This window comes from Halomarina ordinaria, from assembly GCF_030553305.1.
Classification (GTDB): domain Archaea; phylum Halobacteriota; class Halobacteria; order Halobacteriales; family Haloarculaceae; genus Halomarina; species Halomarina ordinaria.
Genome location: NZ_JARRAH010000001.1, coordinates 50,829 through 76,266 on the forward strand (window position 1 = coordinate 50,829; position 25,438 = coordinate 76,266).

General features: G+C 70.7%; 27 protein-coding genes. 16 read left to right on the forward strand and 11 right to left on the reverse strand.

Features of this window, described 5'->3' with window-relative positions; genetic code table 11:
• Window positions 1-79: 79 nt before the first annotated feature.
• Window positions 80-280 (reverse strand): DUF7835 family putative zinc beta-ribbon protein, encoded by a 201-nt coding sequence (locus P1Y20_RS00260; protein ID WP_304446645.1) that lies wholly within the window; start codon window positions 278-280, stop codon window positions 80-82.
• 247 nt (window positions 281-527) lie between these two features.
• Between P1Y20_RS00260 and P1Y20_RS00265 the strand changes: the two genes are divergently transcribed.
• Together P1Y20_RS00265 and P1Y20_RS00270 are read left to right on the forward strand one after the other, a co-directional pair.
• The gene (locus P1Y20_RS00265; RefSeq protein ID WP_304446646.1) at window positions 528-1,076 is read left to right on the forward strand and encodes an HIT family protein; all 549 of its coding nucleotides are present in this window, start codon (window positions 528-530) and stop codon (window positions 1,074-1,076) included.
• An 83-nt stretch (window positions 1,077-1,159) separates the two neighbouring features.
• Window positions 1,160-2,086: a cation diffusion facilitator family transporter gene (locus P1Y20_RS00270; protein ID WP_304446647.1), complete on the forward strand. Its 927-nt coding sequence runs from the start codon at window positions 1,160-1,162 to the stop codon at window positions 2,084-2,086.
• A gap of 32 nt (window positions 2,087-2,118) precedes the next feature.
• Here P1Y20_RS00270 and P1Y20_RS00275 read toward each other — a convergent pair whose 3' ends face one another.
• The gene (locus P1Y20_RS00275; RefSeq protein ID WP_304446648.1) at window positions 2,119-3,732 is read right to left on the reverse strand and encodes a glycosyltransferase family 2 protein; all 1,614 of its coding nucleotides are present in this window, start codon (window positions 3,730-3,732) and stop codon (window positions 2,119-2,121) included.
• Window positions 3,733-3,774: 42 nt separating this feature from the next.
• Window positions 3,775-4,119, reverse strand: coding sequence for a hypothetical protein (locus tag P1Y20_RS00280; protein WP_304446649.1), 345 nt, complete (start codon window positions 4,117-4,119; stop codon window positions 3,775-3,777).
• Window positions 4,120-4,236: 117 nt separating this feature from the next.
• Between P1Y20_RS00280 and P1Y20_RS00285 the strand changes: the two genes are divergently transcribed.
• Window positions 4,237-5,433, forward strand: a complete 1,197-nt coding sequence (locus tag P1Y20_RS00285) for a glycoside hydrolase family 26 protein (RefSeq protein ID WP_304446650.1) — start codon at window positions 4,237-4,239, stop codon at window positions 5,431-5,433.
• A 231-nt stretch (window positions 5,434-5,664) separates the two neighbouring features.
• On the opposite strand, the gene P1Y20_RS00290 is transcribed toward P1Y20_RS00285, so the two are convergent.
• Window positions 5,665-6,915, reverse strand: coding sequence for a tRNA (N(6)-L-threonylcarbamoyladenosine(37)-C(2))-methylthiotransferase (locus P1Y20_RS00290; protein ID WP_304446651.1), 1,251 nt, complete (start codon window positions 6,913-6,915; stop codon window positions 5,665-5,667).
• Window positions 6,916-7,021: 106 nt separating this feature from the next.
• Between P1Y20_RS00290 and P1Y20_RS00295 the strand changes: the two genes are divergently transcribed.
• Complete coding sequence (locus P1Y20_RS00295; RefSeq protein ID WP_304446652.1) at window positions 7,022-8,191, forward strand: outer membrane protein assembly factor BamB family protein; 1,170 nt, start codon at window positions 7,022-7,024, stop codon at window positions 8,189-8,191.
• Here P1Y20_RS00295 and deoC read toward each other — a convergent pair.
• Window positions 8,188-8,817: a deoxyribose-phosphate aldolase gene (deoC, locus tag P1Y20_RS00300; protein ID WP_304446653.1), complete on the reverse strand. Its 630-nt coding sequence runs from the start codon at window positions 8,815-8,817 to the stop codon at window positions 8,188-8,190. The two genes, P1Y20_RS00295 and deoC, sit on opposite strands and share 4 nt — an antisense overlap.
• Window positions 8,818-8,888: 71 nt before the next feature.
• Here deoC and P1Y20_RS00305 point away from each other — a divergent pair, with 71 nt between their 5' ends.
• The 5 genes from P1Y20_RS00305 to P1Y20_RS00325 all read left to right on the forward strand — a co-directional run bounded on the left by P1Y20_RS00305 (window position 8,889) and on the right by P1Y20_RS00325 (window position 13,429).
• Window positions 8,889-9,740 (forward strand): DUF63 family protein, encoded by an 852-nt coding sequence (locus P1Y20_RS00305; protein ID WP_304446654.1) that lies wholly within the window; start codon window positions 8,889-8,891, stop codon window positions 9,738-9,740.
• 45 nt (window positions 9,741-9,785) lie between these two features.
• On the forward strand, window positions 9,786-10,652 hold the full coding sequence (locus P1Y20_RS00310; RefSeq protein ID WP_304446655.1) for an ATP-dependent ribose-1-phosphate kinase: 867 nt from the start codon (window positions 9,786-9,788) through the stop codon (window positions 10,650-10,652).
• Window positions 10,653-10,722: 70 nt separating this feature from the next.
• Window positions 10,723-11,448 carry a guanosine phosphorylase gene (locus tag P1Y20_RS00315; protein ID WP_304446656.1) on the forward strand — a complete coding sequence of 242 codons (726 nt, stop codon included), beginning with the start codon at window positions 10,723-10,725 and terminating at the stop codon, window positions 11,446-11,448.
• A gap of 42 nt (window positions 11,449-11,490) precedes the next feature.
• Entirely contained in the window at window positions 11,491-12,966 is a 1,476-nt protein-coding gene (locus P1Y20_RS00320) for an HPP family protein (protein WP_304449447.1), read from the forward strand.
• A gap of 157 nt (window positions 12,967-13,123) precedes the next feature.
• Window positions 13,124-13,429 carry a hypothetical protein gene (locus P1Y20_RS00325; protein ID WP_304446657.1) on the forward strand — a complete coding sequence of 102 codons (306 nt, stop codon included), beginning with the start codon at window positions 13,124-13,126 and terminating at the stop codon, window positions 13,427-13,429.
• Window positions 13,430-13,467: 38 nt separating this feature from the next.
• Here the strand turns inward: P1Y20_RS00325 and P1Y20_RS00330 are convergent, their stop codons facing one another.
• Complete coding sequence (locus P1Y20_RS00330; protein ID WP_304446658.1) at window positions 13,468-14,682, reverse strand: NAD-binding protein; 1,215 nt, start codon at window positions 14,680-14,682, stop codon at window positions 13,468-13,470.
• 76 nt (window positions 14,683-14,758) lie between these two features.
• Between P1Y20_RS00330 and P1Y20_RS00335 the strand changes: the two genes are divergently transcribed.
• From P1Y20_RS00335 to P1Y20_RS00345, 3 genes are read left to right on the forward strand one after another with little or no spacing between them, the layout of a single operon-like run.
• The gene (locus P1Y20_RS00335; RefSeq protein ID WP_304446659.1) at window positions 14,759-16,009 is read left to right on the forward strand and encodes a TrkA C-terminal domain-containing protein; all 1,251 of its coding nucleotides are present in this window, start codon (window positions 14,759-14,761) and stop codon (window positions 16,007-16,009) included.
• Window positions 16,009-17,166 carry a DUF8167 domain-containing protein gene (locus P1Y20_RS00340; RefSeq protein ID WP_304446660.1) on the forward strand — a complete coding sequence of 386 codons (1,158 nt, stop codon included), beginning with the start codon at window positions 16,009-16,011 and terminating at the stop codon, window positions 17,164-17,166. Before P1Y20_RS00335 ends, P1Y20_RS00340 begins: the two co-directional genes overlap by 1 nt.
• 51 nt (window positions 17,167-17,217) lie before the next feature.
• Window positions 17,218-17,496, forward strand: coding sequence for a ubiquitin-like small modifier protein 1 (locus P1Y20_RS00345; RefSeq protein WP_304446661.1), 279 nt, complete (start codon window positions 17,218-17,220; stop codon window positions 17,494-17,496).
• Window positions 17,497-17,503: 7 nt separating this feature from the next.
• Here the strand turns inward: P1Y20_RS00345 and P1Y20_RS00350 are convergent, their stop codons facing one another.
• Entirely contained in the window at window positions 17,504-18,418 is a 915-nt protein-coding gene (locus tag P1Y20_RS00350) for a GNAT family N-acetyltransferase (RefSeq protein ID WP_379736761.1), read from the reverse strand.
• On the reverse strand, window positions 18,409-19,650 hold the full coding sequence (gatD, locus tag P1Y20_RS00355; protein WP_304446663.1) for a Glu-tRNA(Gln) amidotransferase subunit GatD: 1,242 nt from the start codon (window positions 19,648-19,650) through the stop codon (window positions 18,409-18,411). Before gatD ends, P1Y20_RS00350 begins: the two co-directional genes overlap by 10 nt.
• A gap of 95 nt (window positions 19,651-19,745) precedes the next feature.
• Here gatD and P1Y20_RS00360 point away from each other — a divergent pair, with 95 nt between their 5' ends.
• Together P1Y20_RS00360 and P1Y20_RS00365 are read left to right on the forward strand one after the other, a co-directional pair.
• A complete protein-coding gene (locus P1Y20_RS00360) occupies window positions 19,746-20,216 on the forward strand; it encodes a DUF8526 domain-containing protein (RefSeq protein WP_304446664.1) in 471 nt (156 codons plus the stop codon).
• Window positions 20,217-20,366: 150 nt separating this feature from the next.
• The gene (locus P1Y20_RS00365; RefSeq protein WP_304446665.1) at window positions 20,367-21,233 is read left to right on the forward strand and encodes a sulfurtransferase; all 867 of its coding nucleotides are present in this window, start codon (window positions 20,367-20,369) and stop codon (window positions 21,231-21,233) included.
• Here P1Y20_RS00365 and P1Y20_RS00370 read toward each other — a convergent pair.
• The 3 genes from P1Y20_RS00370 to P1Y20_RS00380 form a co-directional block, all read right to left on the reverse strand.
• Window positions 21,230-21,913, reverse strand: coding sequence for an ArsR/SmtB family transcription factor (locus P1Y20_RS00370; RefSeq protein ID WP_304446666.1), 684 nt, complete (start codon window positions 21,911-21,913; stop codon window positions 21,230-21,232). The two genes, P1Y20_RS00365 and P1Y20_RS00370, sit on opposite strands and share 4 nt — an antisense overlap.
• A 68-nt stretch (window positions 21,914-21,981) precedes the next feature.
• On the reverse strand, window positions 21,982-23,280 hold the full coding sequence (locus tag P1Y20_RS00375) for a hypothetical protein (RefSeq protein WP_304446667.1): 1,299 nt from the start codon (window positions 23,278-23,280) through the stop codon (window positions 21,982-21,984).
• Between the two features lie 53 nt (window positions 23,281-23,333).
• Complete coding sequence (locus tag P1Y20_RS00380) at window positions 23,334-24,029, reverse strand: DUF1405 domain-containing protein (protein WP_304446668.1); 696 nt, start codon at window positions 24,027-24,029, stop codon at window positions 23,334-23,336.
• 108 nt (window positions 24,030-24,137) lie between these two features.
• On the opposite strand from P1Y20_RS00380, the gene P1Y20_RS00385 reads away from it, so the two are divergent.
• Window positions 24,138-24,482, forward strand: coding sequence for a DUF5802 family protein (locus tag P1Y20_RS00385; RefSeq protein WP_304446669.1), 345 nt, complete (start codon window positions 24,138-24,140; stop codon window positions 24,480-24,482).
• A 24-nt stretch (window positions 24,483-24,506) separates the two neighbouring features.
• Window positions 24,507-25,385 (forward strand): Vms1/Ankzf1 family peptidyl-tRNA hydrolase, encoded by an 879-nt coding sequence (locus P1Y20_RS00390; protein ID WP_304446670.1) that lies wholly within the window; start codon window positions 24,507-24,509, stop codon window positions 25,383-25,385.
• Window positions 25,386-25,438 lie beyond the last annotated feature (53 nt).

Below are 25,438 nucleotides of genomic sequence, written 5' to 3' on the forward strand. Positions count from 1 at the left end.
CGCGACGGGGACCGTCCGGTCCACGGTGAGCGACGTCACGGTACACGTCCCGAAAACCACCCGGAGTGCGTCAGGTACGCTACGCGTTGTTCATGCGCAGCGCCGTCTCCGTCCCGCATACCCGGCAGGTGCTGACACGGTAGGGCTCGCGCGAGAACTGTGCGTTCTCCGACTTCTGGCTCTCGGTGCGTATCTCGAGGCGGACGCCGTGGGGAGTCTCACGGCCGCACTCCGCACAGCCCTCGTTCATGTCGTCCGATTGATTTCGTGTTGCTGCCATCGACACGGCGTACTCCCGTCGGGGGTATAAAAACCGAGAGTCGTTGGGGGTTGTTTACAGCTGAAATCGACTTCCGTCGTTCGGTTTTCAGAGTGACGAATCGAGAGGGACTTAGACTGTTCAATATTGTTGCTCGTGACGTTTCGTCGCTCTCGGATGGAAACAGGCCAATACCTTTAAAAGGAGCTCCGGTGCGACGAAACCGTCGAATGCGTACGTTTTACGCCCCGCCCCTCGTCGCGCCGGTATGGAGCAACTAGTCGCCCCGTGGCGCATCGAGTGGGTCGAGCGCGACGATTCGGCGTCGGCGGAGGCGGACGAAGGGTGTGTCTTCTGTCGCCTGCCCGAACGTGGCGACGACCGGGAGACCCTCGTCGTGGCTCGCTCGGCGCACGCCTTCGTCCTCCTCAACAACTACCCCTACAACCCCGGCCACGCGATGGTCATCCCCTACGACCACGCCGGCGACTACCGTGCCCTCGACGACGCGACCCTCCTCGACCACGCCCGTCTGAAACAGCGGACGTTCGACGCTATCGAGGACGCCCTCGGTCCCGACGCGTTCAACGCCGGCCTGAACCTCGGCGGTCCCGCCGGCGGGTCGGTCGCGGACCACCTCCACACGCACGTCGTCCCCCGCTGGGAGGGCGACACGAACTTCATGCCCGTCGTCTCGGGGACGAAGGTCATCGTCGAGGCCGTCGAGGAGACGTACGACCGCGTCCACGAGGCGTTCGCCGCCCAGTCGGACGCGACGGTGACGGAGACCGGGGCGGTCCGCGTCGACTTCGACTGAACCGCCGTTTCGACGCATCTAAACGCCGGATTCGACGGATGAACGCGAAGCGTCTTTAGCCCCCTTCGCATACGGGGCAGTACATGGACCGCGTCGCCGCCCTCCGCCGCGTGGGCCTCGTCGTCCTCGGGGTCAACGCGCTGCTCGCGCTCGCGAAGGGCGGCGTCTACGTCTCGACGGGGAGCCTCGCGGTCGGTTCGGAGGCCGTCAATAGCCTCGGCGACGCCGTCTACAGTCTCGTCATCGTCGCGGGGCTCTACGTCACGACCCAGCCGCCCGACGAGGTCCACCCGCACGGCCACGAGCGCATCGAACCGTTCGTCTCGCTGTTCGTCGCCCTCGGCCTCTTCGCCGCCGGCGGGGCCGTCCTCTGGCAGTCGCTGGAGGCGGCGCTCGCCGGCGGGACCACGGGCGCCCCCGGTGTCCTCGCGGTCGCCGTCCTCGCGGGCGGCGCGGGCGCGAAGTACCTCCTCTATCGCTACTGCCTCCGGGCGGCCGAGGTCCACCGCTCGCCCGCCCTCCGCGCGGCGGCGCTCGACAACCGCGCCGACATCCTCACCGCGCTGGCCGCGCTGGCCGGCGTCCTCGGCGCGAGCGTCGGCCTCCCGGTGCTCGACCCGCTCGCGGGTGCGGTGGTCGCCCTCGGCATCCTCTACACCGGCCTCGACATCGTCCGCGACAACGTCGCCTACCTCGTCGGCGCCGCCCCGCCCGAGGACCTCCAGGACGAGATCGTCGCCCGCGCGCTCTCCCATCCCGACGTCGAGGGCGTCCACGACGTCGTCGCACACTACGTCGGCCCGGAGATAGACGTGAGCCTGCACGTCGAGGTCGAGGGCAAGCGGACGGTCCGCGAGGCCCACGACATCGAGACGGCCATCGTCGCGACCATCGGCGACATCGACGAGGTCGACGACGTGTTCGTCCACGTCGACCCGCGGGAACTGGGCGAGTGGAAGGACGGCGAGCGCGTCGGACCCGACCGCGGGGAGTTCGGCGAGGCCGACTGAGGTCGAATACGCGTGCTGGTACGGGCTATCTTCTATCGAGTTCTCCGCTCTTGGGCGAGACGGCGTACGTGCTGCCAATCGCCGTCCGTGTCGAGGACGGCCGCAATCAGCCCCCTGATAACGACCGCGGAGAGAAAGACTCGGTAGACCGTGAACGCGAGTGGAGCGTATAGCAGGTGACGAGGCGTCTCTGCCTCAAGCGTGAGGGCAACACCGACGATTGCGACCATCAGGACGAAGAACAACGAAAGTACGGTCGCTATCTCATCCACGCGACCCTGACGTATCCAGGTTGGAACGAGTATCAGCACAGAGAGCGTTACTAACGGGAGGAAGACTGACGAGAGGAGCGTGAACGGGAAGACGAATCGGTGGAGAAGCCTCGAACGGTCGTCGGCGAAGACATCGACGTGCTTGAACATCGTCTGGAAACTCCCCTGATACCATCGGAGCCGCTGGCGGTAGAGGTCACGCCACGTGAACGGCGCTTCTGTCGACACAGTGGCCTCACTCGTTTTGACTCGCCAGCCGTGTTTGATGAGCTGGACGGTCACGTCGTAATCCTCAGTCACCGTGTCCGGGTCGTAGCCGAACACGTCCTCGAGCGCTTCCCGTCGGAACCCCCCGAGACACCCCGGTATGACGGGCACAGAACCGAGAAGTCCGAACATCCGTCGGAATGTGTTGATGCTGACGATATACTCCAGTGACTGTAGCCACGTAACCACGTTGTCCCGGTTGGTCACCTTGACGTTCCCCGCGACGGCACCAGCCCCGGGGTGCGCTTCCAGGTCTCGAACTAGCCGCGTGATTGCGGTGGGTGTGACATGGCTATCAGCGTCGATGGCGACGACGTACTCGCCGGTCGAACAGAGCAGTCCGTAATTGAGCGCCGAGTGCTTCCCGCCGTTCGACTTGTGGTAGACCGACACCCCGCGGTCCCGGTACTGGGCGGCTTCCTCGTACGTCCCGTCGGAACTACCGTCGTTGACGACGACGATTTCGAGGCGCTGGTCGGGATAGTCGCTATCCAAGACGGCCTCGATACAGGGTCCAACGTACCCCGCTTCGTTGTATGCGGGTATCAGCACGCTAACCGTCGGAAACGGCTCGTTGAGCGGTGGGCTCCGAACGTGTGTACTCTTCTGAACGACTGCGAGGGGAACCAGCAACGCTGCGCAGATCAACAAGTAGATCAGCCCGAGGAACAGTAACCCAGCGATATAGACTGGTGTCTGAGCCTCCCAGTACGTGAGTACAAGTCCGCCCACCATCGGTGATAACACGACCATGGGCCAGAGTGGAATCTCGAACCGGTGCGATATGCTGGGGTCGCGATGGCGGAGTAGAAACTGTAGCAGAACCGTAACCGACACAACGGTCAACGTCGCGTATACCGTCGACAGAGGTGAGAGCGCATCGAGTTTCCATATCCCGTAGAGCAGGACGGCTGTTACAGCGACGGGAGCAACGACGGATGGTTGTACCGAATACCGCCGCTCAAACAGGCTGTTAGCACTGGTCCCTCCCACGAGCGACACGACCACTACCAGTCCGACTGCGCTCGTGGTCACGATTCCAGCGAGGAACACTAGCGGTGAGTAGAACACGAGGCCGATAGTGAACGCAATACCGGTCAGTACCATCGCTACGACAAGTCCCGTCGCGTATGCACGTACTCGCATGGATTACCGACACCGGGACGACGGCGCCGTCCGTTTCGGGTCGACATCGTACGTCGCGTCGCAGACGTCACAGCGGAACACCACGCCGACTGTGACGAGGGGACTGCCGCTGGCCGCTGCCGGCCTCTCCCCGCACTTCGGACAGTCCGGCTCCGCGGGCGACTCTTCGAGCGCAAGGTAGCCACAGACGGGGTGTTCGACCACCGGTCGCCGGCTGACGGTACCGGCCCCGCAGGCGGGACAGCCGTGCAGCGTATCGACTCCACCGCCGACCGAGGTCCCTTCTTTGACGAACTCCGGTGCGAGTATGTCGGTGTCCGGAGCGAACGCGTCTTCCAGTGTAGTCATCTACGACGTCATTACGAATCTGGATTCATTGTTAGCAGCGGATATATCCCGGACGTTCGAGCCTGTATCTCTCTAACGCGAGAATAACAATGGCCCGTGCGGGTGATGTCTGGATAGATGGACAGACGGCAGTACGTGAAAGCGTGTGGAGGGGTGGCGGGCGCGGCGGTCGGACTGGTCGGCCTCCACGAGTCGGTGTCTGGCACGCGCATACGCGCCATCCCGTCCCGGACCGACGTGACCGAGGACGAACCGTCGGAGCGACCGGAACAGAAGGAACGACCCGCCCGGACCTTCGACCCCCGCGACGGTCGGACGCTGATCGGTACATCGCCACCGTCCGTCGACGACGGCCACTTCGACGCCTTCGAGGCGTGGCAGGACGGACCCAGCGCCGTCGTCACGCTCTTCGCCGACGTGGGACAGCCCACGGCCGCCATCGAAGCCTTCGTCCACGGGATGCTCACCTACGTCTGGGAGCGCGGGAGCGTCCCGAACGTCGTCTGGCAGCCGTACTTCGTGTCGCGCGAGGCGACGCCGCCGACCGTCGAGGCAGACGTCGCCGGGGGGCGCTACGACGACCCACTCGACGACTGGACCAGCGCGCTGACGCGGTGGCTCCGCCCCGACGAGGGGCCGGACCGACGGCTCTACCTCACGTTCGCCCCGGAGATGAACGGCGACTGGGTCCCCTGGGACGCCTCCGACGGCGAGTCGACGTCCGAGGACTACGTCGCGATGTGGCGGACCGTCTACGACCGGGTGAGCGCCGACCTCACCCCCGACCACCTCCGGTGGGTGTGGTCCGTCAACAACGGGAGCCGCTGGAACTGGGCGGACGAACCCGTCGGCATCGACCGTTACTACCCCGGCGACGCGTACGTCGACTGGGTCGGCGTCCACGGCTACAACTGGGACGCCTGGGGTGGGTGGAAGCAGCCGGACGGTGTGTACGACGCGATGGTCGAGAACGTCCGCGAGGTCTCGGACAAACCGCTCGCGTTCACCGAGTGTGCCTGCTCCTCGCGCTACGGCGACGGCTACCGGCCCGACCTGAAGGACGAGTGGATAACGGCGTTCTTCGCGTACGTCGACGAACGCGACGTGCGGATGGTCTGCTGGTTCGACAAGGAGAAGGAGACCGACTGGGCGGTCTTCGGGGGGTCGCGCGGGACCGAGACCGTCGAGTTCGATGGCACCTCCGTCCCCGCGTACGAGGCCTACCGGACGGCTGCGAGCGAGTCGGGGATACTGCTCGCGTACCCGGACCACCCGCGGGTCCTCACCGATGCCGAGTTCGCGGGGTCGTTCTGAGTCCGAGTCGTCGTCCATCCCGAAGCCGTCGAGACAGCCGGCGAGACCGGCCGAGAGGGCGAGCGCGCTGGCTTTCAGGAGGGTCCGTCCTCGGGGACGCATACCGTCGTCTGCTCGGGAGGCCGGCGTCGGCTTTCCCGTGGCTACGACGTCCGTTTCAGTTCGCTGTAGAGACCCTCGCAGGCGAGTGAGGAACGGTCGTCGTCGCGGGGTTCGGCGGACGAGCGACGCTCAGACGAGGTCGCCGAAGCAGTAGACCGTCTCCGCGCTCGTTATCTCGACCTCGTGGAACTGGCCCGGTTCGAGGCCGCGTTCGCTCGCGTTCGTGAGGACGACCTGTCGGTAGGCCTCGTCGTAGCACTTCACGGAGTCGCCGGTGCCCTCCTCTACGACGAGCACCTCGTGGGTCTCGCCGACCATCGACTCGTGGGCCGCCCCCACGACGTCCATCTTCAGGTCGACCATCTCCTTCGAGCGCTCCTTCTTCAGCGTCCCGCCGAGGCCCTTCATCGCCGCGGCGTCCGTCCCGGGACGCTTCGAGAACCGGGTGACGTTCACCTTCTCCGGGCGGACCCGCTCGAACAGGTCGAGGCTCTCGCGGTGGTCCTCGTCGGTCTCCGTGGGGAAGCCGACGATGAAGTCCGTCGAGAGCGTCCAGTGGTCGAGGTGGCGGTCGAACGTCTCGACTACCTCGACGAACTCGCGGACCTGGTGCTGGCGGCGCATGTCGCCGAGGACGTCGTTCGACCCCGACTGGACGGGGATGTGCAGGAAGTTGTAGAGCTTCTCGTTCTCGGCGAACACCTCGGCCAGTTCCTCGCGGATGCCGTGGACCCCCTTCGGGTTCGCCATCCCGACGCGCACCCGGAAGTCGCCCTCGATGTCGCAGATGCGGTCGAGGAGCGTGTGGAGCTTCCGTTCGCCCGTGTCCCAGCCGTAGACGCCGGTGTCCTGGCCGGTGACGCGTATCTCCTTCGCGCCCGCGTGGACGAGCGCGCGCGCCTTCTCGACGTTCTCCTCGACCGGCGGGGAGTCTATCTTGCCCGTCGCGTGCTTCGTGATGCAGTACGAGCAGTCGCTCATGCACCCCCGGGCGATGGGGAGGATGCCGACGACGCCGTCGAGGACGGGTTCCGAGTCGGGCGTCGGCGTCGGGCACTCGCCGTTCAGCACCGCGCCGGGGACGTCGTCCCAGTGGAGGACCCGCGCGTCGAGGCCGGCCTCGCGGAACTGCTCGCCCTGCGCCAGCGCCATGCAGCCGGTGACGATGAGGTCGGCCGTCTCGCGTTCGAGTTCCTCGGCCCGCCGGAGCATGTTGCGTTCGGTCTTCTCGACCACGGTGCAGGTGTTGAGGATGGCCACGTCGGCCTCCTCGACGCCGCCCGCGGGGTGATGCCCGCCGTCGCGGAGCGCCTGCTCGATGATGCGGCTCTCCCCCTGGTTCGAGGTACAGCCGTACGTCTCGATGTGGTAGCGGGCCATCGATACTCGCGTTCGGTCGCGCGCGGGCAAAAGCGCGGCGTTCCGCGGAGGGTGAGCTGTCTGTGACCCGAACGTATTTGCAGATAGACACCTACGCACTCGGACGATGCCCTCCAGACGACGGTTCCTCGCGCATTCGAGTGCGCTCGGACTCGGTGCCCTCGGCGGATGTGTCGACGCCCTCGGCAGCGACCGACCGACGTACACGACGCCCGGTACCGACGGCCCGCCGCCGCCCCCGGAGCACCACGCCTTCGGGAGCGACGGTCAGTGGTCGAGTCCCGGGTTCGACGCGTCGAACACCCGCTGGGACTACCGCGGGAGCGCCCCTCGCGACGACGCGCGGGTGCGGTGGCGCTACCCGGTCCAGGAGGGACGCGCACCCACCGTGAGCAACGGGCAGGTCTTCGTCTCGGCCCCGGGGGAACTGGTCGTCCTCGACGCGATGGAGGGGGAGGAACTGTGGACCGCCCCGACCGAACCGTCGTGGGTCGGCGTGCCGCTCGTCCGGAACGCGACGGCGTACGTCCCCGTCGAGACCGACCTGCGGGCACTCGACGCCGTGACTGGTGAAGAACTGTGGTCCCGGTCCGCGGACGAGCGATTCACCCCGCCCGCGACGGTCGGCGGTGAGGAACTCGTCGTCGGCAACGGCGAGTACGTCCGCGCTCTCGACGCCGAAACCGGCGAGGAACGCCGGTCACGGCGGCTGTACGGCACGGTGAACGCTCCGGCACTCGGTACCACCCGGTCCCCGACCACGACGACGCAGGCCGGTGAAGTGTACGTCCTCGAACGCGACGGCACCGGTGTCTGGCGGCGAACCCTCCGGGCGTCCATCGAGGCACCGGTCACCCTCGGCCGCGACTACGCCTACGTCACCGAGGTGGACGACACCCTGCGCGCGCTCGACCACGGCGGCGAGACGGTCTGGCGCGCGGAGGGCGTCGCGGACTTCCGGTTCGGGGTGGCCTACACCGACGCCTACGTGTACGCCGTCGATGGTTCTACCCTCCACGCCCTCGACAGTGACTCCGGCGAGGAACACTGGGCGCACCACCTCGGCGAACGAGCCGGCGTCCCCGCCGTCGTCGACGACACGGTGTACGTCGGCGGGGACCGCCTCCACGCGCTCGACCCGGAGGGGACCGGCGAGCGGTTCTCGGTGGACCTCGGCGGGCGGGTCGGTCCCGACGTTTCGGCCGGCGACGGCGCCCTCTACGTCCCGGTGACGGACGACGAGGGCACCGACCTGGTCGCTCTCGAAACCGCCTAGCGCTCTGGCGCACCCTCCACGATGGCGACGCCGGAGGACGCCCCGATGCGCTCGGCGCCCGCCTCGACCATCGCCACCGCCTCCTCGTAGCTCCCTACCCCGCCGCTGGCCTTCACCGGGAGGTACTCGCTCATCAGTTCGACGTCCGCGACGGTCGCGCCCCCGTCGGCGAACCCGGTCGAGGTCTTGACCATCGCGGCGTCCGCCGCGACGGCCGCCTCGCAGGCGCGGTGTTTCTCGTCGTCGTTCAGGAGCGCCGTCTCGACGATGACCTTCACGGGCAGCGGCGTCGCCGCGACGACTTCGGCGAGGTCCTCGCGGACGACGTCGTCCTCGCCGGCCGTCAACCGGCCGACGTTGACGACCACGTCGAGTTCGTCGGCGCCGTCGCGCCAGGCGGTCTCCGCCTCGTCGCGCTTGACGACCGTCGCGTGCTGGCCGTGGGGGAAGCCGACGACGGTGGCGACGGTGACGTCGGTGTCCACCTCGGCGAGGTAACACGGGGGGATGCAGACGTTCATGCCGTGGGTCTCGGCCTCGCGCACGACGCGCTCGACGTCGGCGAGCGTCGTCTCGGGACCGAGGACGGTGTGGTCGATGCGGGCGGCGACCTCCTCGCGGTTCATACCCCACCCAGCGACTCCCGGTACAAAAACCGATAGTAAAGCTTTACGAGCGGTCGGTCCCCCCGCCCTGTATGTTCCTCCCGGCCGGGTTCGCACTGCCACCGCTCCCGTACCTCCTCGCCGTCCTCGCGGCGCTCGCGCTCGCGGGCGGGGCGCTGGCGGTGGCCCGCCCGGCGGTGACGGAGGTGACCGTCCTCGCGTTCGCACCGTGGATGGTGACGGGCGCCGGCCTCTACGCGCTCTACCAGGTCGACGCCGTCCTCGACCCCGTCGAACCGCTGTTCGGGTCGCCGACGGTCTACCTCACCACCTTCGCGGTGATGGGGGTCGTCTGGGCGCTCGCCTCGCTCGCCAGCCCCGACGCCCGGTTCGGGACGGCCGTCCTGCTCGTCGCGGGGCTGGGTGCGATGAGCGCCGTCCTCGGCCTCTCGTTCGTCGTCGCGTTCGCCACCCCACCGGTCCGGGCGCTCTGGCCCGCCATCGGGTTGCTCGCCGCGCTCGTCGCCGCCCTCGTCGCGTGGGTCGGCCTCCTGCAGGTCCGCCCGGACGTCGGGCGAATCGTCGGCGCCGCGGGCTTCCTCGGCGTCTTCGCGCACACCCTCGACGGCGTCTCCACCGCCGTCGGCATCGACGTCCTCGGGTTCGGCGAGCAGACGCCGCTCTCACAGGTCATCATCGACGTCGGGGCGGCCCTCCCCACCGAGCCCTATCTCGGCGCGGCGTGGCTGTTCGTCCTCGTGAAGGTGGCGCTCGCGCTCGTCGTCGTCACCGTCCTCGCGGAGTACGTCGAGGAGGACCCGACGGCGGGGTGGCTCCTGCTCGCGGCCGTCACCGCCGTCGGCCTCGGTCCCGGCGCGCACAACCTCGTCCTCTTCACGATGGCCGACCCGACGCCGACTGTCGCGGCCGCGCTGGTCCACTGAGCGGGAGTCAGCAGGGTTTTGCCCCGTCGCCCCCCGGCGTGGAGTATGCGCGTCGTCTGCGCCGGACACGTCAACTGGGACGTCACCCTGTTCGTGGACGCCCTCCCCGGACCGGACGCCGAGGCCACCATCCGCGACCGGCGCGAGGGGGGCGGCGGGAGCGCCGCGAACGTCGCCACCCACCTCGCTCGCCTCGACGTGGACGTCGGCCTCGTCGGAAGTGTCGGCGACGACCGCGACGGCGTCGACACCCGCGAGGAACTGGTGGCCGCGGGCGTCGACACGCGTGGCGTCCGCGTCGTCGAGGGGATGACCGCCGTGAAGTACCTCCTCGTCACGCCGGACGGCGAGACGTACGTCCTCGGCACCCACGGGGTCAACGAGTCGTACGCCGCCGAGCACGTCCCCGGGGAGTACCTCGCGCGCGCCGACTACCTCCACCTGACGGGCCAGCACCCCGAGACGGCCGCCCGCCTCGCCGAACGCGCCCGCGAGGCGGGCCTGCGCGTCAGCTTCGACCCCGGTCGCCGTCTCTCGGCGCGGGACTACTCTGCGGCGCTCTCGCACGCCGACGTGGTCTTCCTCAACAGCCGCGAGGCCGAACAGCGCCGCGAGCGGGTGCCCGACCAGGTCGTGGTCACGAAACACGGCGCGGGCGGCGCCACCGTCGAGTCGCCCGACGGCCGCGTCACTCACCCCGGCTACCCAGTCGAGGCGGTCGACTCGACGGGCGCGGGCGACGCCTTCGCCGCCGGCTTCCTCGCGGCGCTCCTCGACGACGGCGACTACGCCCGCGCGCTCGCCGTCGCCAACGCCTGCGGCGCCCTCGTCGCGAGCGCGCCCGGGACGCGCCCGACGCTCGACCACGAGCGCCTCGACGCCCTCGTCGGGTCGGACGTCGAGTCGGAGTGAGCGACGGGACCAGATGGAACGGGACGGGACGATTCCGCGGGCTTTTACCCGCCCGGCCGGAGGCGGGGGTATGGCGAAACAGCCCCACATCCTCTGTGAACCGGGCGACGTCAACGACATCGCGCTCGTTCCCGGCGACCCGGGTCGCGTCGACCGCATCGCCGCCCAGTGCGACGACTCGACGGTCGTCGCGGAGAACCGCGAGTACAAGGTCGTCAACGCGACGTTCGAGGGCCGCGACCTCACCATCTGCTCGACGGGTATCGGCTGTCCCTCCGCGGCCATCGCCGTCGAGGAACTCTCGAACGTGGGCTGTGAGACGTTCGTCCGCGTCGGCACCACCGGTGCGCTCCAGTCCGGCATCGAGATCGGCGACATGGTCGTCGCCACCGGCGCGGCGAAGAACGAGGGGACGACCAGGCGCTACGAGGCCGTCGAGTACCCCGCGGTCCCCGACTACGAGGTGCTGACGGCGCTCGTCGACGGGGCCGAAGCGAACGACGAGGACGTCCACGTCGGCCCCATCGCCAGCGACGACGCCTTCTACGCCGAGGACGACGCCTACGTCCGCGACTGGGAGGACGCCGGCCTGCTCGCCGTCGAGATGGAGGCTGCCGCGGTCTTCACGCTCGCCCGACGCAAGGGCCTCCGCGCCGGCGCCATCTGCACCGTCGACGGCAACCTCGTCGAGGGGACCCAGAAGGGCGAGACCGAGGGCGAGGAACTCCCCGAGAAGGCGAAGGACAACGTCGAGCGCGCCATCCGCATCGCGCTGACGGCGGCGACCGAGCTGTAGACGAAACACCCAATACGGCCGCTCGACCGACGTACTGTCGTGATTCGAGGACGGCTCCGCCGACTGCTCGCCCGACTGCGCCGCGTCGAACGGCGCGAACTCCGCGAGTTCCGCGCGTGGCTCGAAGCCACGCACAACCTCGTCCACCTCTCGGCGCTCGTCCTCGTCCCCCTGTTGCTCGCGCTCGTCACGAAGGCGTCGAACACCTTCGAGGGGTTCTCGTTCCTGTTGTTCCCCCCGCTCGCGGCCGGCGCCTACACGCTGTTCGCGAACCCCAGGGGCAAGTACTCCTCTCCCGTCCGGTTCGTCGTCGGTCTCACCGTCGGCGCGCTCTGTGGCTGGGCGGCGTTCGTCGTCGGGACCTACGTCTACGTCGTCGACCCGATGGACGTCCACGCGGGGAGCGCCGCGCTCGCCGTCTTCCTCACGGGGGCGGTGACGTGGGCGTTCGACGTGGAGGAGCCGGCGGCGTTCTCCAGCGCGCTGCTGGTCCTCGTGGCGGACGTCTCCGGCGGAAGTGGCCTCGCGTTCGACGGTCGCTTCCTCTACGTCGCGAGCATCTTCGCCTCCAGTTCGCTCATCGCGGTGGCGTTCGTCCTCTGGCGGCGCCACCTCTACAGCGCCCGCTCGCGCTACCTCTACCTCTCGACACGCGGTGACGACCACGTGCTCGTCCCGATGCGGGGCGACGCTCCGGACGCGACGGCCGTCCTCGGTGCCCGCCTCGCCGCGGCCCACGACGCGGGGAAGGTGGTGCTGCTCGACCTCGTGACCGACGCCGACCGCGAGGCGGCGGAGGCGGACGACGAGACGCGGCCGGCGACCGACGGCGGGCGCTCGTCCGCGGACGCCGTCGACGCGGCGAGCGAGCGGACGCGTCGGGCGGCCGCGCAGGCGGCGACCGACCTCGAGCAGCGCGCGGCCCGTATTCGGACGCACGTGGGTGTCCCCTGCGAGGTGATGGTCGCCGAGGCGGGCGGTTCACCGGCGCGGACGGTCCTCGACGCGGCCCACGAGGCGAACTGCGACCTCGTCGCGACGCCCTACGAGACGGCCCGCGACGGCCTCGCGCCGTTCGTCCGCGACCTCTTTCGCGGCGACGTCGACGTGCTCGTGCACCGTACGTGCGACGAGCGGACGCACTGGAAGCGCGTACTCGTCCCGGTCCGGCAGACCGGCGACGTCGCCCACGAGATGGCCGACTTCGCCGCCCGACTGGCCGGCCCGACCGGACGCGTGGCGGTCTGTCACTGCATCGACGACGAGGGCGACCGACGGGCGGCCGAGGGGATGCTCGCGGACATCGCCGAGACGGTCGACGTCCCCGTCGAGACGCGCGTGGCGCGCGCCTCCATCGAGGCGTTTCTGGCGGCGAACGCCGCGGGCTACGACCTCGTCATCATTGGGGCGAGTCGCGACCGGAGCGCGGCCTCCCGCTTCGTCTCCCGTCCGACCTTCGAGCGCGTCCCACACCTCGACTGTGACGTGACCATCCTCGACCGTAACCACCGCCTGTGACCCCGCGGGCGGCCTGCAACAGTCATACTACGCTACATGTACGACTGTTGCAGCGGGAAACAGACGCAAACATCGGCGGGCTTGAAACGTACTCCGCGCGACCCACCAGTAGATGACGGCATTCCGGTGGGAGGTGTTGATTCTCCGCGGTCCAGTGATGGGAACGCGAGAGCTTCGACTGATGCACCACTCGGGGCGGGTCGAGGTGGCGGTCGTCCCGTACGCGAGCGGTTACGACGGACAGGAGGTCGGCTACGCGGTCGAGGTGGTCGAGTCGACGACCTACGACGCCGACGCGACGCGCTGGGTCGACCACGAGGTGACCGCGACGCCGGGGAGTTCGCCGTCGCTCTCGACGGCGCTGGCGCTGGCCTTCGAGACGGTCCTCGACGTCGACGCGCACGTCGACCGGGCGCTCGAGGCGACGCCGACCGACCCACCGCCCCGCGAGAGCGACGACTGACCGGCGTGGTGCGGCGGTGTTGCGTCCCCGGGGTCAGCTCAGCGTCCCGGGTCGGCTTCGGCTTCGGCCTCGTCGCCGTCGGTCCCGAGGAGTCGCTCGGCGAGTTCCTCCACCCCGCCGCTGCCGAGGGCGCTCCGGACGAGCAGGTGGCCGCCGAGGACGGCGGGGCTGATGACGGCGTCCGCGCCGGCGCGCTTGAGCTTCTTCGCGTTCTCGCGGTCGGTCGCGGCCGCGACGACGCGGAGGTCCGGGTTCAGTTCGCGGGCGGTGAGGATAGAGAGCGCGTCGTGCGCGTCGTCGTCCGTCGCCGCGACGAAGGCGCGAGCGCGGTCGATGCCCACCGTCCGCAGCGGTTCCTCGTCGCTCGGGTCGCCGACGTGGACGAGGCAGTCGCGGTCGGCGAGCGCGTTCGCGCGCTCGGCGCTCTCGACGACGACGACGAACTCGGCGTCGGCGGCGAGGAGTTCTTCGAGTATCGGTTCGGTCAGGTCGCCGGCGCCGGCGACCACGAGGTGGTCGTCGATGAGTGAGAGGCGTCTGTCGGACATGGTTCCGAGGGCGCTCGCGAAGCGAGCTTCGATGAGGGGGGCGAGCAGGGCACCGGCCGCGACGGCGAAACTCGACGTGCCGACGACGACGACGCTCATCGCGAACAGGCGTGCGGTGGTCGTCTCGGGGGAGACGTCGCCGTAGCCGACGGTGCTCGCGGTCACCAGCGCGAAGTAGAAGGCGTCGACGGGGTTGGTGACGGTCGCGCCGAACTGGTCGCGCAGCGCCCACGTCCCGACGGTGCCGTAGGTCTGCGAGGCGACGATGGCACCGACGGCCGCCAGTTGCGTCGAGGTCAGCGACGTCGGACGACTGAACGCCCGCCGGGTGCGCACGAGCACCGCCAGCGCGACCAGCGCGAGGACGACCACCGGAACCGTCACCGGCGACCCCTGGAGCACGCCGGCGAGGGCGGCGAGGGGGAGCAACACGACCGCCGCCAGCCACGCGAGGTGGCCGCCGCTCCGCAGTCCGTGGGCGGCGAGCAACAACGTGAATCCGGTGAGCGTCCCGACGAACGCCGCGGTCTGCCGGAGCGGGGTCGGGACGAAGCCGAAGACCGGCACGACGGTGCTCGGCGCGGCCTGCTCGACGAGCGCGACCACGCCGGTCACGATGGCGACGGCCGCGACGACACCCGTCAGCAGGACCGCGACCCGTGGTCTGCGGACGTCGGCTACTCTCTCTGCTCCCGCTCGCGCCATGGGTCCCCTCTCTCGCCTCGCGGCGTAAACGTCCCGTTCGCCACCCATATATGACCCCGCTCCCCACGCAGGGGCAATGGCCTCCCTCCCCGTCGAAGTCCTCGTCGGCATCTACCTGGGTCTGCTGACGGGCGTCATCCCCGCGCTGGTGTCGTGGCTGCTCGGTTTCGTCGTCCGCTACTTCACCGGCGTCTCCATCCCCGGGTTCGGTGTCGTCGTCCTCGGCCTCGCCATCGCGGGCGTCAACGGCGGTCTGCTCGCGCTCAACGACCCGACGGTGCTCGCCTCCGGCGCGCGCGTCGCCGTCGCCATCGTCGTCATCATCATGATGTCGCTGTACGCCCACGCCCGCGGCGACACCATGGCCGCCGACTTCCCCCGACACGTCTCGCTGCGGTCGCTGCGCGAGCGCACCCTCTCGGCCGACGTCGTCGAACTCGTCGGCGGCCGCGACGAGGTGCGCGTCCACGTCGTCGGCGACGTCGGCCACATGGAGGGCTACCCGCCGCTGTCGCCCGCCCTCCGCGCCCGCATCCGCGAGACCGAGTGGCGACTGCCCGGCGACCTCCCGCTCTCGGAACTGGAGGCGCGCGTCGCCGACCGCCTCCGGACGGAGTTCGACCTCGCGGACGCCGTCGTGCGCATCGACGAACGCGGCGGCGCGCGCGTCGACGCCGCGCCACCACTCTCGGGCCTTTCGAAGCGCGTCCCGCCGGGCGAGCGCGCCGTCTCGCTCGACGCGCTCGTCCCGACCGGCCTCGCCCGCGGCGACGAGGTGACGCTCCGAGCGGGCGACGAACGGGTCGCGGGCACCGTGGTGAGCGCGCGCTCGACCACCGGAGGCGCGGAGGGGGCCGACACCCCTTCCACCGCCCCTGCGGACGACGCGACCGGCGCCCCCGACACGACCGACGCGGACGACGACGCCCACACCCCCTCGTCGGCGAGCGCGCCGACCGCCACCGGCGGCGAGGGACGGCTGACGGTCGCCGTCTCGCGCGCCGACGCCCGCACGCTGCTCGGCGACGCCGACCCGACCGTCGTCGTCGAGGCGCGGGGCACCCGCCGCGAGTTCGAACTCCTCGCCGTCCTCCGGCGCGCCGGTCGGCGCGTCCGTCGCCTCACGGTCGGCGACGGCCCGCTGACCGCCCGCTCGCTCGCCGACCTCGACCTCCGCGCGGAGTACGACGTCGCGGTGCTCGCGGTCCGCCGCGACGGCGAGTGGCGGTTCGTCCCCGACGGCGAGACGCGCCTGCGAAGCGGCGACGAACTGTTCGCCCTCGGGGCGAGCGACGCCCTGTCCCGGTTCGCGGAGGTGGCGGGGTGATGCTCGCGGCCCAGTTCCAGGGCGTCGCACAGTTCGGCGCGAACGTCGCGTTCGGCGTCGGGGTCGTCGCCGGGGCCGGGGCCATCGCCGCCGGCGTGGGGGCCGGCCACCGCTGGTACGCCCGCCGGCCGGTTCCCGAGGGACTCGCGGTGCTCGCGGGGGTGAGCGTCGTCGCCCTCGCGCTCAGCACGACGACGGCGCTCGACGTCGTCATCGAACGCGACGCGGCGGTCGACGGGGAGGCGGCGCTCGCGAACGTCACGCTGTTCGCCCTCGCGGCGGGCGTCTCGCTCGTCTGCGGTCGGCTCGGCGACCGCATCGCGCTCGCCGTCGTCGAGGAGGACCTCACGGAGGTCGGGCGCATCGTCCGTTCCGTCGGTCGGAACATCACGGTCACGCTCCCCGAGGAGGTAGCCGACGTCGAGGGGCACGACCCGCTGCCGCCGGAGCTGACGGCCCAGCTCGCCGGCAAGTCCCTCTCGTTCCCCCGCGGACTGACCGTCGACGAACTCCGCTCGCGGCTCGTCACCCGGCTGAAGGCCGACTACGGCGTCGGGAGCGTCGACGTCGAACTCACCCCGGAGGGGGACGTCGAGTACCTCGCGCTCGGCAGTCGGGTCGCCGGCCTCGGGCCGACGCTGGCGCCCGGCAGCGCGGGTGTCGCGGTGCGGGCGGACCCGGCGTTCACGGCCAGCCCCGGCGACGCCGTCCAGGTGTGGACCGACGACCCCCCGTCGCTCGTGACGACGGCCGAACTCCGGGCGACGGCCGGCGACGTCGTCACGCTCGCGCTCGACGCCGCGGACGCCGCATCGCTCGACGCGTCGACGCGCTACCGGCTCGTCACGCTCCCGGCGACGGCCCGCTCGGACCGGGAGTTCGCCGCGCTCCTGCGCGCCGCCGACGAGACGCTCGGCGTCGTCACCGTCGGGCCGGACAGCCCCCTCCGCGACCTCGCGGTCGGCGACCTGGCGGGGTCGGTCGTCGCCGTCGCGGGCGAGGCGGGGGTGACGGCGGTCCCCCACCGCGACCGGCCGCTCGCCGCCGGCGAGACGGCGTACGTCGTCGCCCGACCGGACGTGCTGCGCCGCCTCGACGCGGCCGCGAACGGTCAGGGGACGCCGCCGCTGCGCGACCGGGCGACGGCCGACGACTGACCGGGGGCGGCGACGGGTAGACATATCCGTGGCCCGTCGGTATCGACGACCATGCACTGGAAGCTCTTCGCCAACCTCGCCGAGACCGCCGGCGAGCGAGAGGTCCCGCTCGACCTGGAGGCGGGCGCGACGTTCGGCGACGCGCTCGACGCGCTGCTGGAGCGTCACCCCGAACTGCGCGAGGAGGTCCTCGACGACGACGGCGACCTCCGCGGGCACATCAGGGTGCTCAGGAACACGCACAACCCGTTCGTCAGCGACGAGGGGTACGAGACGGTCCTCGCGGAAGACGACGAACTCGCCATGTTCCCACCTGTCAGCGGCGGGTAACCGGTCGTCAGCGCCCGGTGAGGTCGGCCGCGAGCACGAAGTCGGGTTCGTCGCTGATGCCCGCCCGGGCGTAGGCCGCGTCCGAGACCACCCGTGCCGTCTCCGGGACGAGCACGCGCGTCCGGTCGGCGTCGAGGCGGGCCGCGTCCCGTGCGACGCCCGCGAACAGCGACTCGGCGTGCTCGTAGGCGTCCCACGCGCCGACGCCGTACTCCGCCCACCGCTCGCTCCCCCCCTCGTCGTCCGGTCGCTCGTAGGTTCTCGTCCGGTACGCCATCGCGCGCGTCCCCTCGTCCTGCACGACGAACAGGCCGTCCTCGTCGGCGGCCGCCCGGAGGCGCTCGCGGGTGACCTCCGAGAGCGCCCACGACTCGCCGGTGTCGAGGCCGAGGCCGTGGAGGTGTTCGCGGGCGGGGGAGTCGGTCCAGTAGCTCCACGCCGCGGCGGGGTCGGCGACCACGTCGTGGGCGGGGGTCGCGTCGGCGTCGGGTGTCGGGTGCGCCCAGCGGAACTCCGTCTCGGGGGCGAACCCGGCCGCGCGCGACTGGCCGAGGCCGGCGACGTTCCACGAGAAGACCATGTTCCGACAGACCGTCGCGCCCGCCCCGGCCGCCCAGTCGAACACCGCCCGCGTCAGGGCGAGGCTGACGCCCTCCCCCCGGAACGCGGGGTTGACGCGCATCCCCTGGGCCCACGCCTCCGTCGGCGAGAGGAGGACGCCCTGACAGATACCGGCGACGTCGTCCCCCGCGTCGAGGACGAGCGTCCGCTGGCCGTCGCCGTCGCCCGCCACCCACTCCTCGAAGACGCGGCCGATGTAGTCGCCCGTCCCCCGGTCGGCCCACGTGTCCTCGGTGAACGAGACGACGGCCTCGCGGTCCCCGGGCCGGGCCGGTCGGACCTCGAAGCCGCTCACGTCCACGGCGCCGACCGGGCGGTCAGTTCGCCCGCCAGCGGGGTCCGCATCGTCTCCTCGACGGCCTCGGCGTTGGCGAGCGCCCACATGAGCTTCACCTTCGCCGTCCCCGGCAGCATGTCCTCGCCCTCGACGACGCCCGCGTCGAGCAGGTCGCGGCCCGTGTCGTAGACGCGGTCGCAGACCCGCCCCTCCAGACACTGGCTCGTCATCACGACGACGGTACCGTCGTCGACCATCGACTCGAGGCGGTCGATGAGGTCGGTGTGGACGTGGCCGAGACCCGTCCCCTCGACGACGACGCCCGCTTTCCCCTCGCAGACGTCGAGGAACGCCTCGTCCATGCCGGGGGTGAACTTCAGCAGTTCCACCTCCTCCTCCAGGTCGTCGTCGAGCGCGAGGTCGGTCGCGCCGCGCGGTTCGTACTCGCGGGCGAACGTCACCGCCTCGCTGTCGTAGTCGACGACCCCGAGGGGGTCGTTGCCGACCGTCTCGAAGGCGTCCCGGCGGGAGGTGTGGTTCTTGCGGACGCGCGTGCCGCGGTGGAGCGCGCAGCGGTCGTCGTTCTCGCTCGCGTGCATACAGACCAGCACCTCCGCGCAGTCGGCCTTCGCGGCCTCGACGGCGCAGACGGCGTTCATCACGTTGTCCGAGGAGGGGCGGTCGGCCGAGCGCTGGCTCCCCGTGAAGACGACGGGCACGGGCGTGTCGAGCATGAACGCGAGCGCGCTCGCCGAGTACTGCATCGTGTCCGTCCCGTGCATCACGACGACGCCGTCGGCGCCCGCCTCGATCTCCTCGTGGACGGCCCGCGCGAGGTCGCGCCAGACGGCCGGCGTCATGTTCTCCGAGAGGATGTTCGCGACGACGCGCCCGCGGTAGTTCGCCCGGCCGGCGAGGTCCGGGACGGCCCGGAGGACGTCCTCGGCGGTGAACTGCGCCGTCACCGCGCCGGTCCGGTAGTCGACCGTCGAGGCGATGGTCCCGCCGGTCGAGATGAGCGCGACGGTCGGGAGGTCGTCGTCGAACGCGACCGCCGAGGTCTCCTGCTCGCCGCCCTCCCCGACCTCGTAGACGTCGGACTCGAGCACCGTCACGTCGCTCCCGTCGCGGTCGATACCGACGTTGTAGCCGCCGTCGAGCTTGACGACGACCTCCTGGGTCGTCGTGGAGGGCATGAGGACGCCCTCGTAGACGCTGTCGCCGCGCTCGACGCGCACGCGGTCGCCTGCATTCATACCTCTGCCTTCTCCGAGGCGGACCTTAATCCCACGGAACCGTCTCGCCGCCGGACCGGGAAAAGGCACATATCCGGGCGGACGAATCCACAACCATGTCCCGGACCGACGACCTGCTCCGCGAACTCGAAGAGGACGCGGAGTCCTCCCCCTCGGCGACGTCCTCCACATCCGAGGCCGGCCCGAGCCGCAGAGAGCGCCTCGGCGGCCGCCTGAAACGCGTGTTCTCCCTCCGGTACTTCGTCGTGGCGCTCGCGCTGGCGCTCGGCGGCCTGTTCCTCGTCGGGACGTTCCTCCCGTTCGTCCCCGCGGTGGGCCTCCTCGGCGTCTTCCTCGCCACCTTCGGCCTCGGCCTCGTCTCCGCGCGCCGCCACTACACCGAGGTGGCCGTCGCGGGCGCCGTCGCGGCCACGGCGAGCGTCCTCGCCGACTTCTTCGTCTTCGCCGTCATCGGTGACTCGGGCGCCACGCTCGCGGCCGCCGGTGCCGGCGCGGGCGCCCTCGTCGCCGTCCTCGGCCACTACTTCGGCCGCGACCTCCGGGCCGGCCTGACGGAGGACCTCTGAGCGGGGATTGACGCGCGCTCTATACCGGGAGCGGTCTCGTCTACCGGTGTCTCCTCGTCGACGGCATCTACGACCGCTAGCGCGGGCGAGAGACGTCTGCCTGCCTCTGCCAGCGCGACGACTATCGGGGCGCCGCGTGTGGGTTCGACGATGGTAGACGACTCGTACGCCACCGACGCACTGGTCTCGCCGGAGTGGGTCCACGACCACCTCGATGACTTCGGCCGGGACGACCCGGCCCTCCGACTCGTCGAGGCCGACCGCGACTACGAGGACGCCTACGCCGAGGCCCACCTCCCGAACGCCATCGGCTTCGACTGGGACCGCGACCTGCAGGACGCCGTCGAGCGCGACGTGCTCAAGAAAGGCGAGTTCGAACAGGTGATGGGCGACCACGGCATCACGCCCGACTCGACCGTGGTGCTGTACGGCGACGAGTCCAACCAGTGGGCGGCCTACACCTACTGGCAGTTCAGGTACTACGGCCACGACGACGTCCGCCTGCTCGACGGCGGACGGGCCTACTGGCTCGACAACGACCTCCCGACGACGACCGAGGAACCCACCTTCTCTCCCCGAACGTACGAGGCCGCCGGCCCCTACGACGGTCTCCGGGCGTTCCAGCACGAGGTGCGCGAGTCGCTCGACCGCGACGTGCCGATGGTCGACGTCCGCTCGCCCGAGGAGTTCCGCGGGGAGATCGTCGCCCCCGAGGGCAGCGCGGAGACCGCCCGACGCGCCGGCCACATCCCCGGCGCGACGAACGTCACGTGGAGCGAGAACCTGGACGAGGACGAGCGCTTCAAGACCGCGGACGAGTTGCGCGACCTCTACGAGTCGCGGGGTATCACGGACGACCGGGGTATCGTCACCTACTGTCGCATCGGCGAGCGCTCCTCGCTGACCTGGTTCGCGCTGCACGAACTGCTCGGCTACGACGACGTGCGCAACTACGACGGCTCCTGGACGGAGTGGGGCAACACCATCCGCGCGCCCATCGCCGTCGACGAGCGCTAGGAGTCGACCAGCAGCCAGCGGTCCCCGTCCCGTTCGACGACGCCGTGGTCCGCGAGTCGGACGAGCGCCTCCTCGACCAGTTCCGGGTCGGCGTCGGCGCGTCGAGCGACCGTCTCGACGCGTTCGGCGCCCCTGGCGAGCGCGGAGAGCACCTCCGCGTAGAAGCGCGCGTCCGTGCCGCTCGGCGCGCCGAGGGAGGGGTTACCCCTCACCCCGTCGGAGATGCCGTCCATCACCTCCGTCAGCCGCCCCTGGACCCAGCGCTGGGCCATCGAGAGTTCGCTGGCGAGGCGTTCGAGGCGTTCGAGTTCGGCGGCGAGTTCCCCCAGTTCGGCCGCGCTGTCGGGGTTCGACACGTCGATGGTGAGGTACCGACAGCGGGTCATGTCGAGGCCGCGACTCGCCGGATAGGCGCTCTTGGCGCCGAAGCCGTACGGCGAGACGTTCACCTCCAGACGGAGGTTCCGCGCGATGGAGAAGTACTTGCGCCGCTGGTCGTCGACGCGCGACTCCACCAGGCCCGCCTCCTCGAGTTTGCGGAGGTGGTCGATGACCGCCTTCGGACTGACGCCGAGGTACTCGCTTATCTCGGTGACGTAACAGGGTTTGCGGGCGAGCAGGCGGAGGATGCGCCGACGGTTCTCGTTCCCGAGCAGGTCGAGCAACGCGGCGGAGTCCATTACCTCACGTTAGTCACCGAGTGGCAAAACGGTGACGTTCCTGGGGAGATTCGACCGGCTCGAGTCGTTCAGCGGCCGGCACGTGCCGGGGAGCCGTTCCCTTGACCCCCACCCCCGCCGCTCCCGGCCCGCTCGCTCGCACCGCTCCGGTCCCCGTCGGTGTCGCCGTTCCCCCTCGCGTCGGCACCCCCTCCCCGCTCGTCCTCGGCACTGCCCCCACCGCCGTTCCCACTCGCGGCACGCTCGTTCCCGGTCCCGTCGTCGTTCCCGTTCGCCTTCCCGTCGGCCGCGTCGTCCTCCCCGTCCGGCGCGTTCCCGTCGCTTCCGCCGTTCTCCCCGCCACGTGCCTCCCGGCTCCGGTCGTCCCCGGCGTCGGCGGGCGGCCCGGACGCCCCCTCGCGGGCGCCGTCGCCCCGGTCGCGCTCGGGGGCCCCGTTTTCGTTCCGCGCGTCGTCACCCGGCGACCCGTTCTCGGCGGCCTCGTCGCCCCGGTCGCCGTTCCCGTTCGCTCGTTCGCTGGAACCGCGGTCCCGGTCGCCGGGCGCGCCGGGGGTATCGTTCCGCCCCTCGGCTCCGCCACGGCTCGCTCGCTCGTAGGGTTCGCTCGGTCCCCGCTCCGCGCTCGCGTCGGGCGTCCCGGCCGCCCCCGCGCTCCCGGCTCTCGGCGGCGGCCCGCCGGCTCCCGTCGCGTCGTCGCGGTCGGCGGCGTTCTCCGACCCCGACCCGGAGGACCGTTCCGTCTCGTCGTCCGGGTCGGAGCGCTCGGCGTCGCCGGGCGTCGTCTCCTGCGCGGGCGGCCTGTGGTCGGGGCGAACGCCGGCCGGGGGACGCCCTCGACGTTCGCCGAGCGACCGCGCCCGGGCGTCGAGTTCCGCGAGACCGGGAGCGTCGACGGCGACCCGTTCGGAGGCGCGCTCGGCGTCGTCGATGTCCGCCGAGAGCGATTCCATCTGCGCCTCGACGATGGCCGCCTGGAGCTGCATCCCGACCGCGGCGCGGGTGGTGTCCTCCCCGTCGGTCCGGTTGAGGGCCGCCAGTCGCTCCTCCAGGTGCGCCTGGCGCCGGTCGAGCAGTTCACGTCGCTCCTCCTCGCTCTCGGCGCCCGCGAACGCGGCGTTCCACATCCCGCGGTCGACCCGGTGATGGGTCTCGACGGCGCTGACCTGCATGAACGTCGAGACTTCCTCCCCGAGGCTCCCGTTGTCGGCCGTCGACAGATTCGTCGACTCGTCGTCGGTCGCCGACTGGTTCGCCGACCCATCGTCGACTGTCGGGGTCCCCGCCGTCGCCCCCACTCCGCCGACGACGGCCGCGAGCAGCACGAGCGCTCCCACACCGAGTGCGAACACCGTCCCCGTCCTGTCCATCACGAGCGAGTAACCGGCGGACCGGTAAAAGGGGCGCACTCCGTTCGGACCGTTCACGACCGGTCACCGACGGATGAAACGACCATTTCATCCGGCCGCAGTCTGTCGAAAGCGCGCGACGCGAGCCACACGCTGACGAGTGTCGTGAGGACGGTCAGCACGGGGAGGGCGAGCCCCGGCTCGTAGCGCAGCGGCGGGTAGAGCAGACAGCGCTCGCCGACGGTGCCGAGCGCGCACGAACCGGTGAGTGGCGCGAACGCGTAGTCGACCAGGTCGTTGAGCAGCGAGAGTCCGAGGGCGAACGCGAGCGCCCCCCGCGTGGTGCGCCCGAAGTGCGGGAGGAGGTACGCCTGGAGGACGAACGCGAGGTGGGTGACGACGATGCCGAAGTACGCCCACACCTCCGGGAAGTAGAGCGAGACGCGGAGGTTGAGCGCGACGGCGGTCCAGAGGCCGTACTTCACCAGCCAGACGAACGTGAGGGTGTGGAGGTACGCGAGCGGACGGTTGACGGGCGCGTCGTCCAGCCGTCGCCCGAGGTTCGGGAGGAGCGTGGCGAAGACGAGCGCGGCGAGGAACGTCGCGGCCGGCGAGTCGGCGTACAGCGGCCAGACGAACGTGTTCACGCCGGGCATCGTCTCGACGTAGTAGCGCACCCCGACGAGCACCGCGGCGACGTTCGCGACGAGGAGCCAGACGAGGCTGGGCGCGTTCTCCAGGTAGTAGCGCGCCCACCGCTCCGGTATCATATCCAGAGGGGGAGGCGGGCGGCCAAAGGCGTGTCGTCTGATTGCACGTCCGCATAAGGGTTCGCGGGAAAGCTTATGTGTGACAATAGCTAACGCACAGTTGCATCGATGTTCGAACAGTTCTCAGGCGGATACTATCTCGGGCGGATGTACGTCGAGCCGTACGACGGCGACCGCCCGGCGATGCAGCGCGAACAGCACGAGTGGGTCAACCGGCGCTACTACGCGTCCGGCGAGGGCGTAGAGCGCCTCGACACCCCCCTCGTGATGAAACTCGGCTCCCGGCACCTCGCGGTCCACGGCGAGGCGGGCCTCCCGGAGGGGACGCTCGCGCTCCCGATAGACTGGGTCGAGGGCGAGGAACGGGACATCCCCGACCTCCGGGAGGTGCTGCTGGCGAAGGCCGACCGCGCCGTCCAGTTACTTCGCATGGGGACGCCCGTCGGTATTTAGTCCCCCGCTCCCGTCGGTCGGCCCATGCTCGACCGGTTGCTCGGTCGCGCGGCCCTCCGCGACCGAATCGACGACCTGGAGGAGGAGCGCCACCACCTCGAACGACGGCTCGACGCCGAGCGCGAGCGCCGTCGCGAGGCCGCCACCGCCCGTCAGGAGGCCGAAGAGCGCGTCAACCGCCTCGAGGACCGCCTCGCTGGACTGGAGGGTGAACTCGAAGCCGCCGACGCACCGGACCTGGCCTTCCGGCGCCGCGAGCGACTGGGTCGTCGCCGGACCGAGGCCGTCCTCTCGCGCCTCGAGAGCGTCGAGACGGGGGCGGAGGGAGGGCTCTCCGCCGCGGTCCACGAGGGCGTCCCCGACCCCCTGGCCGACCTGCTCGGCGAACGCGCGGCGCTCGTCTCGCGGGCCGCCCCCTGTCTCGTCTACGCCGACGACGCCGGCCTCGTGAGCGTCGCGCTCTCGCCGCCGCTGCTCCCCGACGCGTTCTGCACGTGGGACGACCGCTTCCGCGTCGAGCGCGAGTGGTTCCTCCCGGTGGGCCGGTACGCCCTCGCGCTCGTCCGGGCGGACACCTTCGCGCTCGGCGTCTACGAGGGCGACGAGCGCGTCGACTACCGGGGCTTCGAGAGCGACGTGAAGGAACAGCACTCGAAGGGCGGGTTCTCGCAGGGGCGCTTCGAGCGCATCCGCGACGGCCAGATAGCCGACCACCTGAACCGGTGCGAGGACGCCCTCGACGGCGTCTCGGACCCGCTGTACGTCGTCGGCGAGCGGACCGTCCTCGACCGGTTCGAGGAGCGGGCGGCGGTCACGCGGGCGGTCGACGCCACGGGCGACCCCGAGGACGCGCTCGACGACGCCCGACGGGCGTTCTGGCGGACGCACCTGATGGCCGTCTGACGGCTCCCGTCGCGTCGCGTGGGGCTTAATGTCCCCCACGGAGAGGTGGGGGT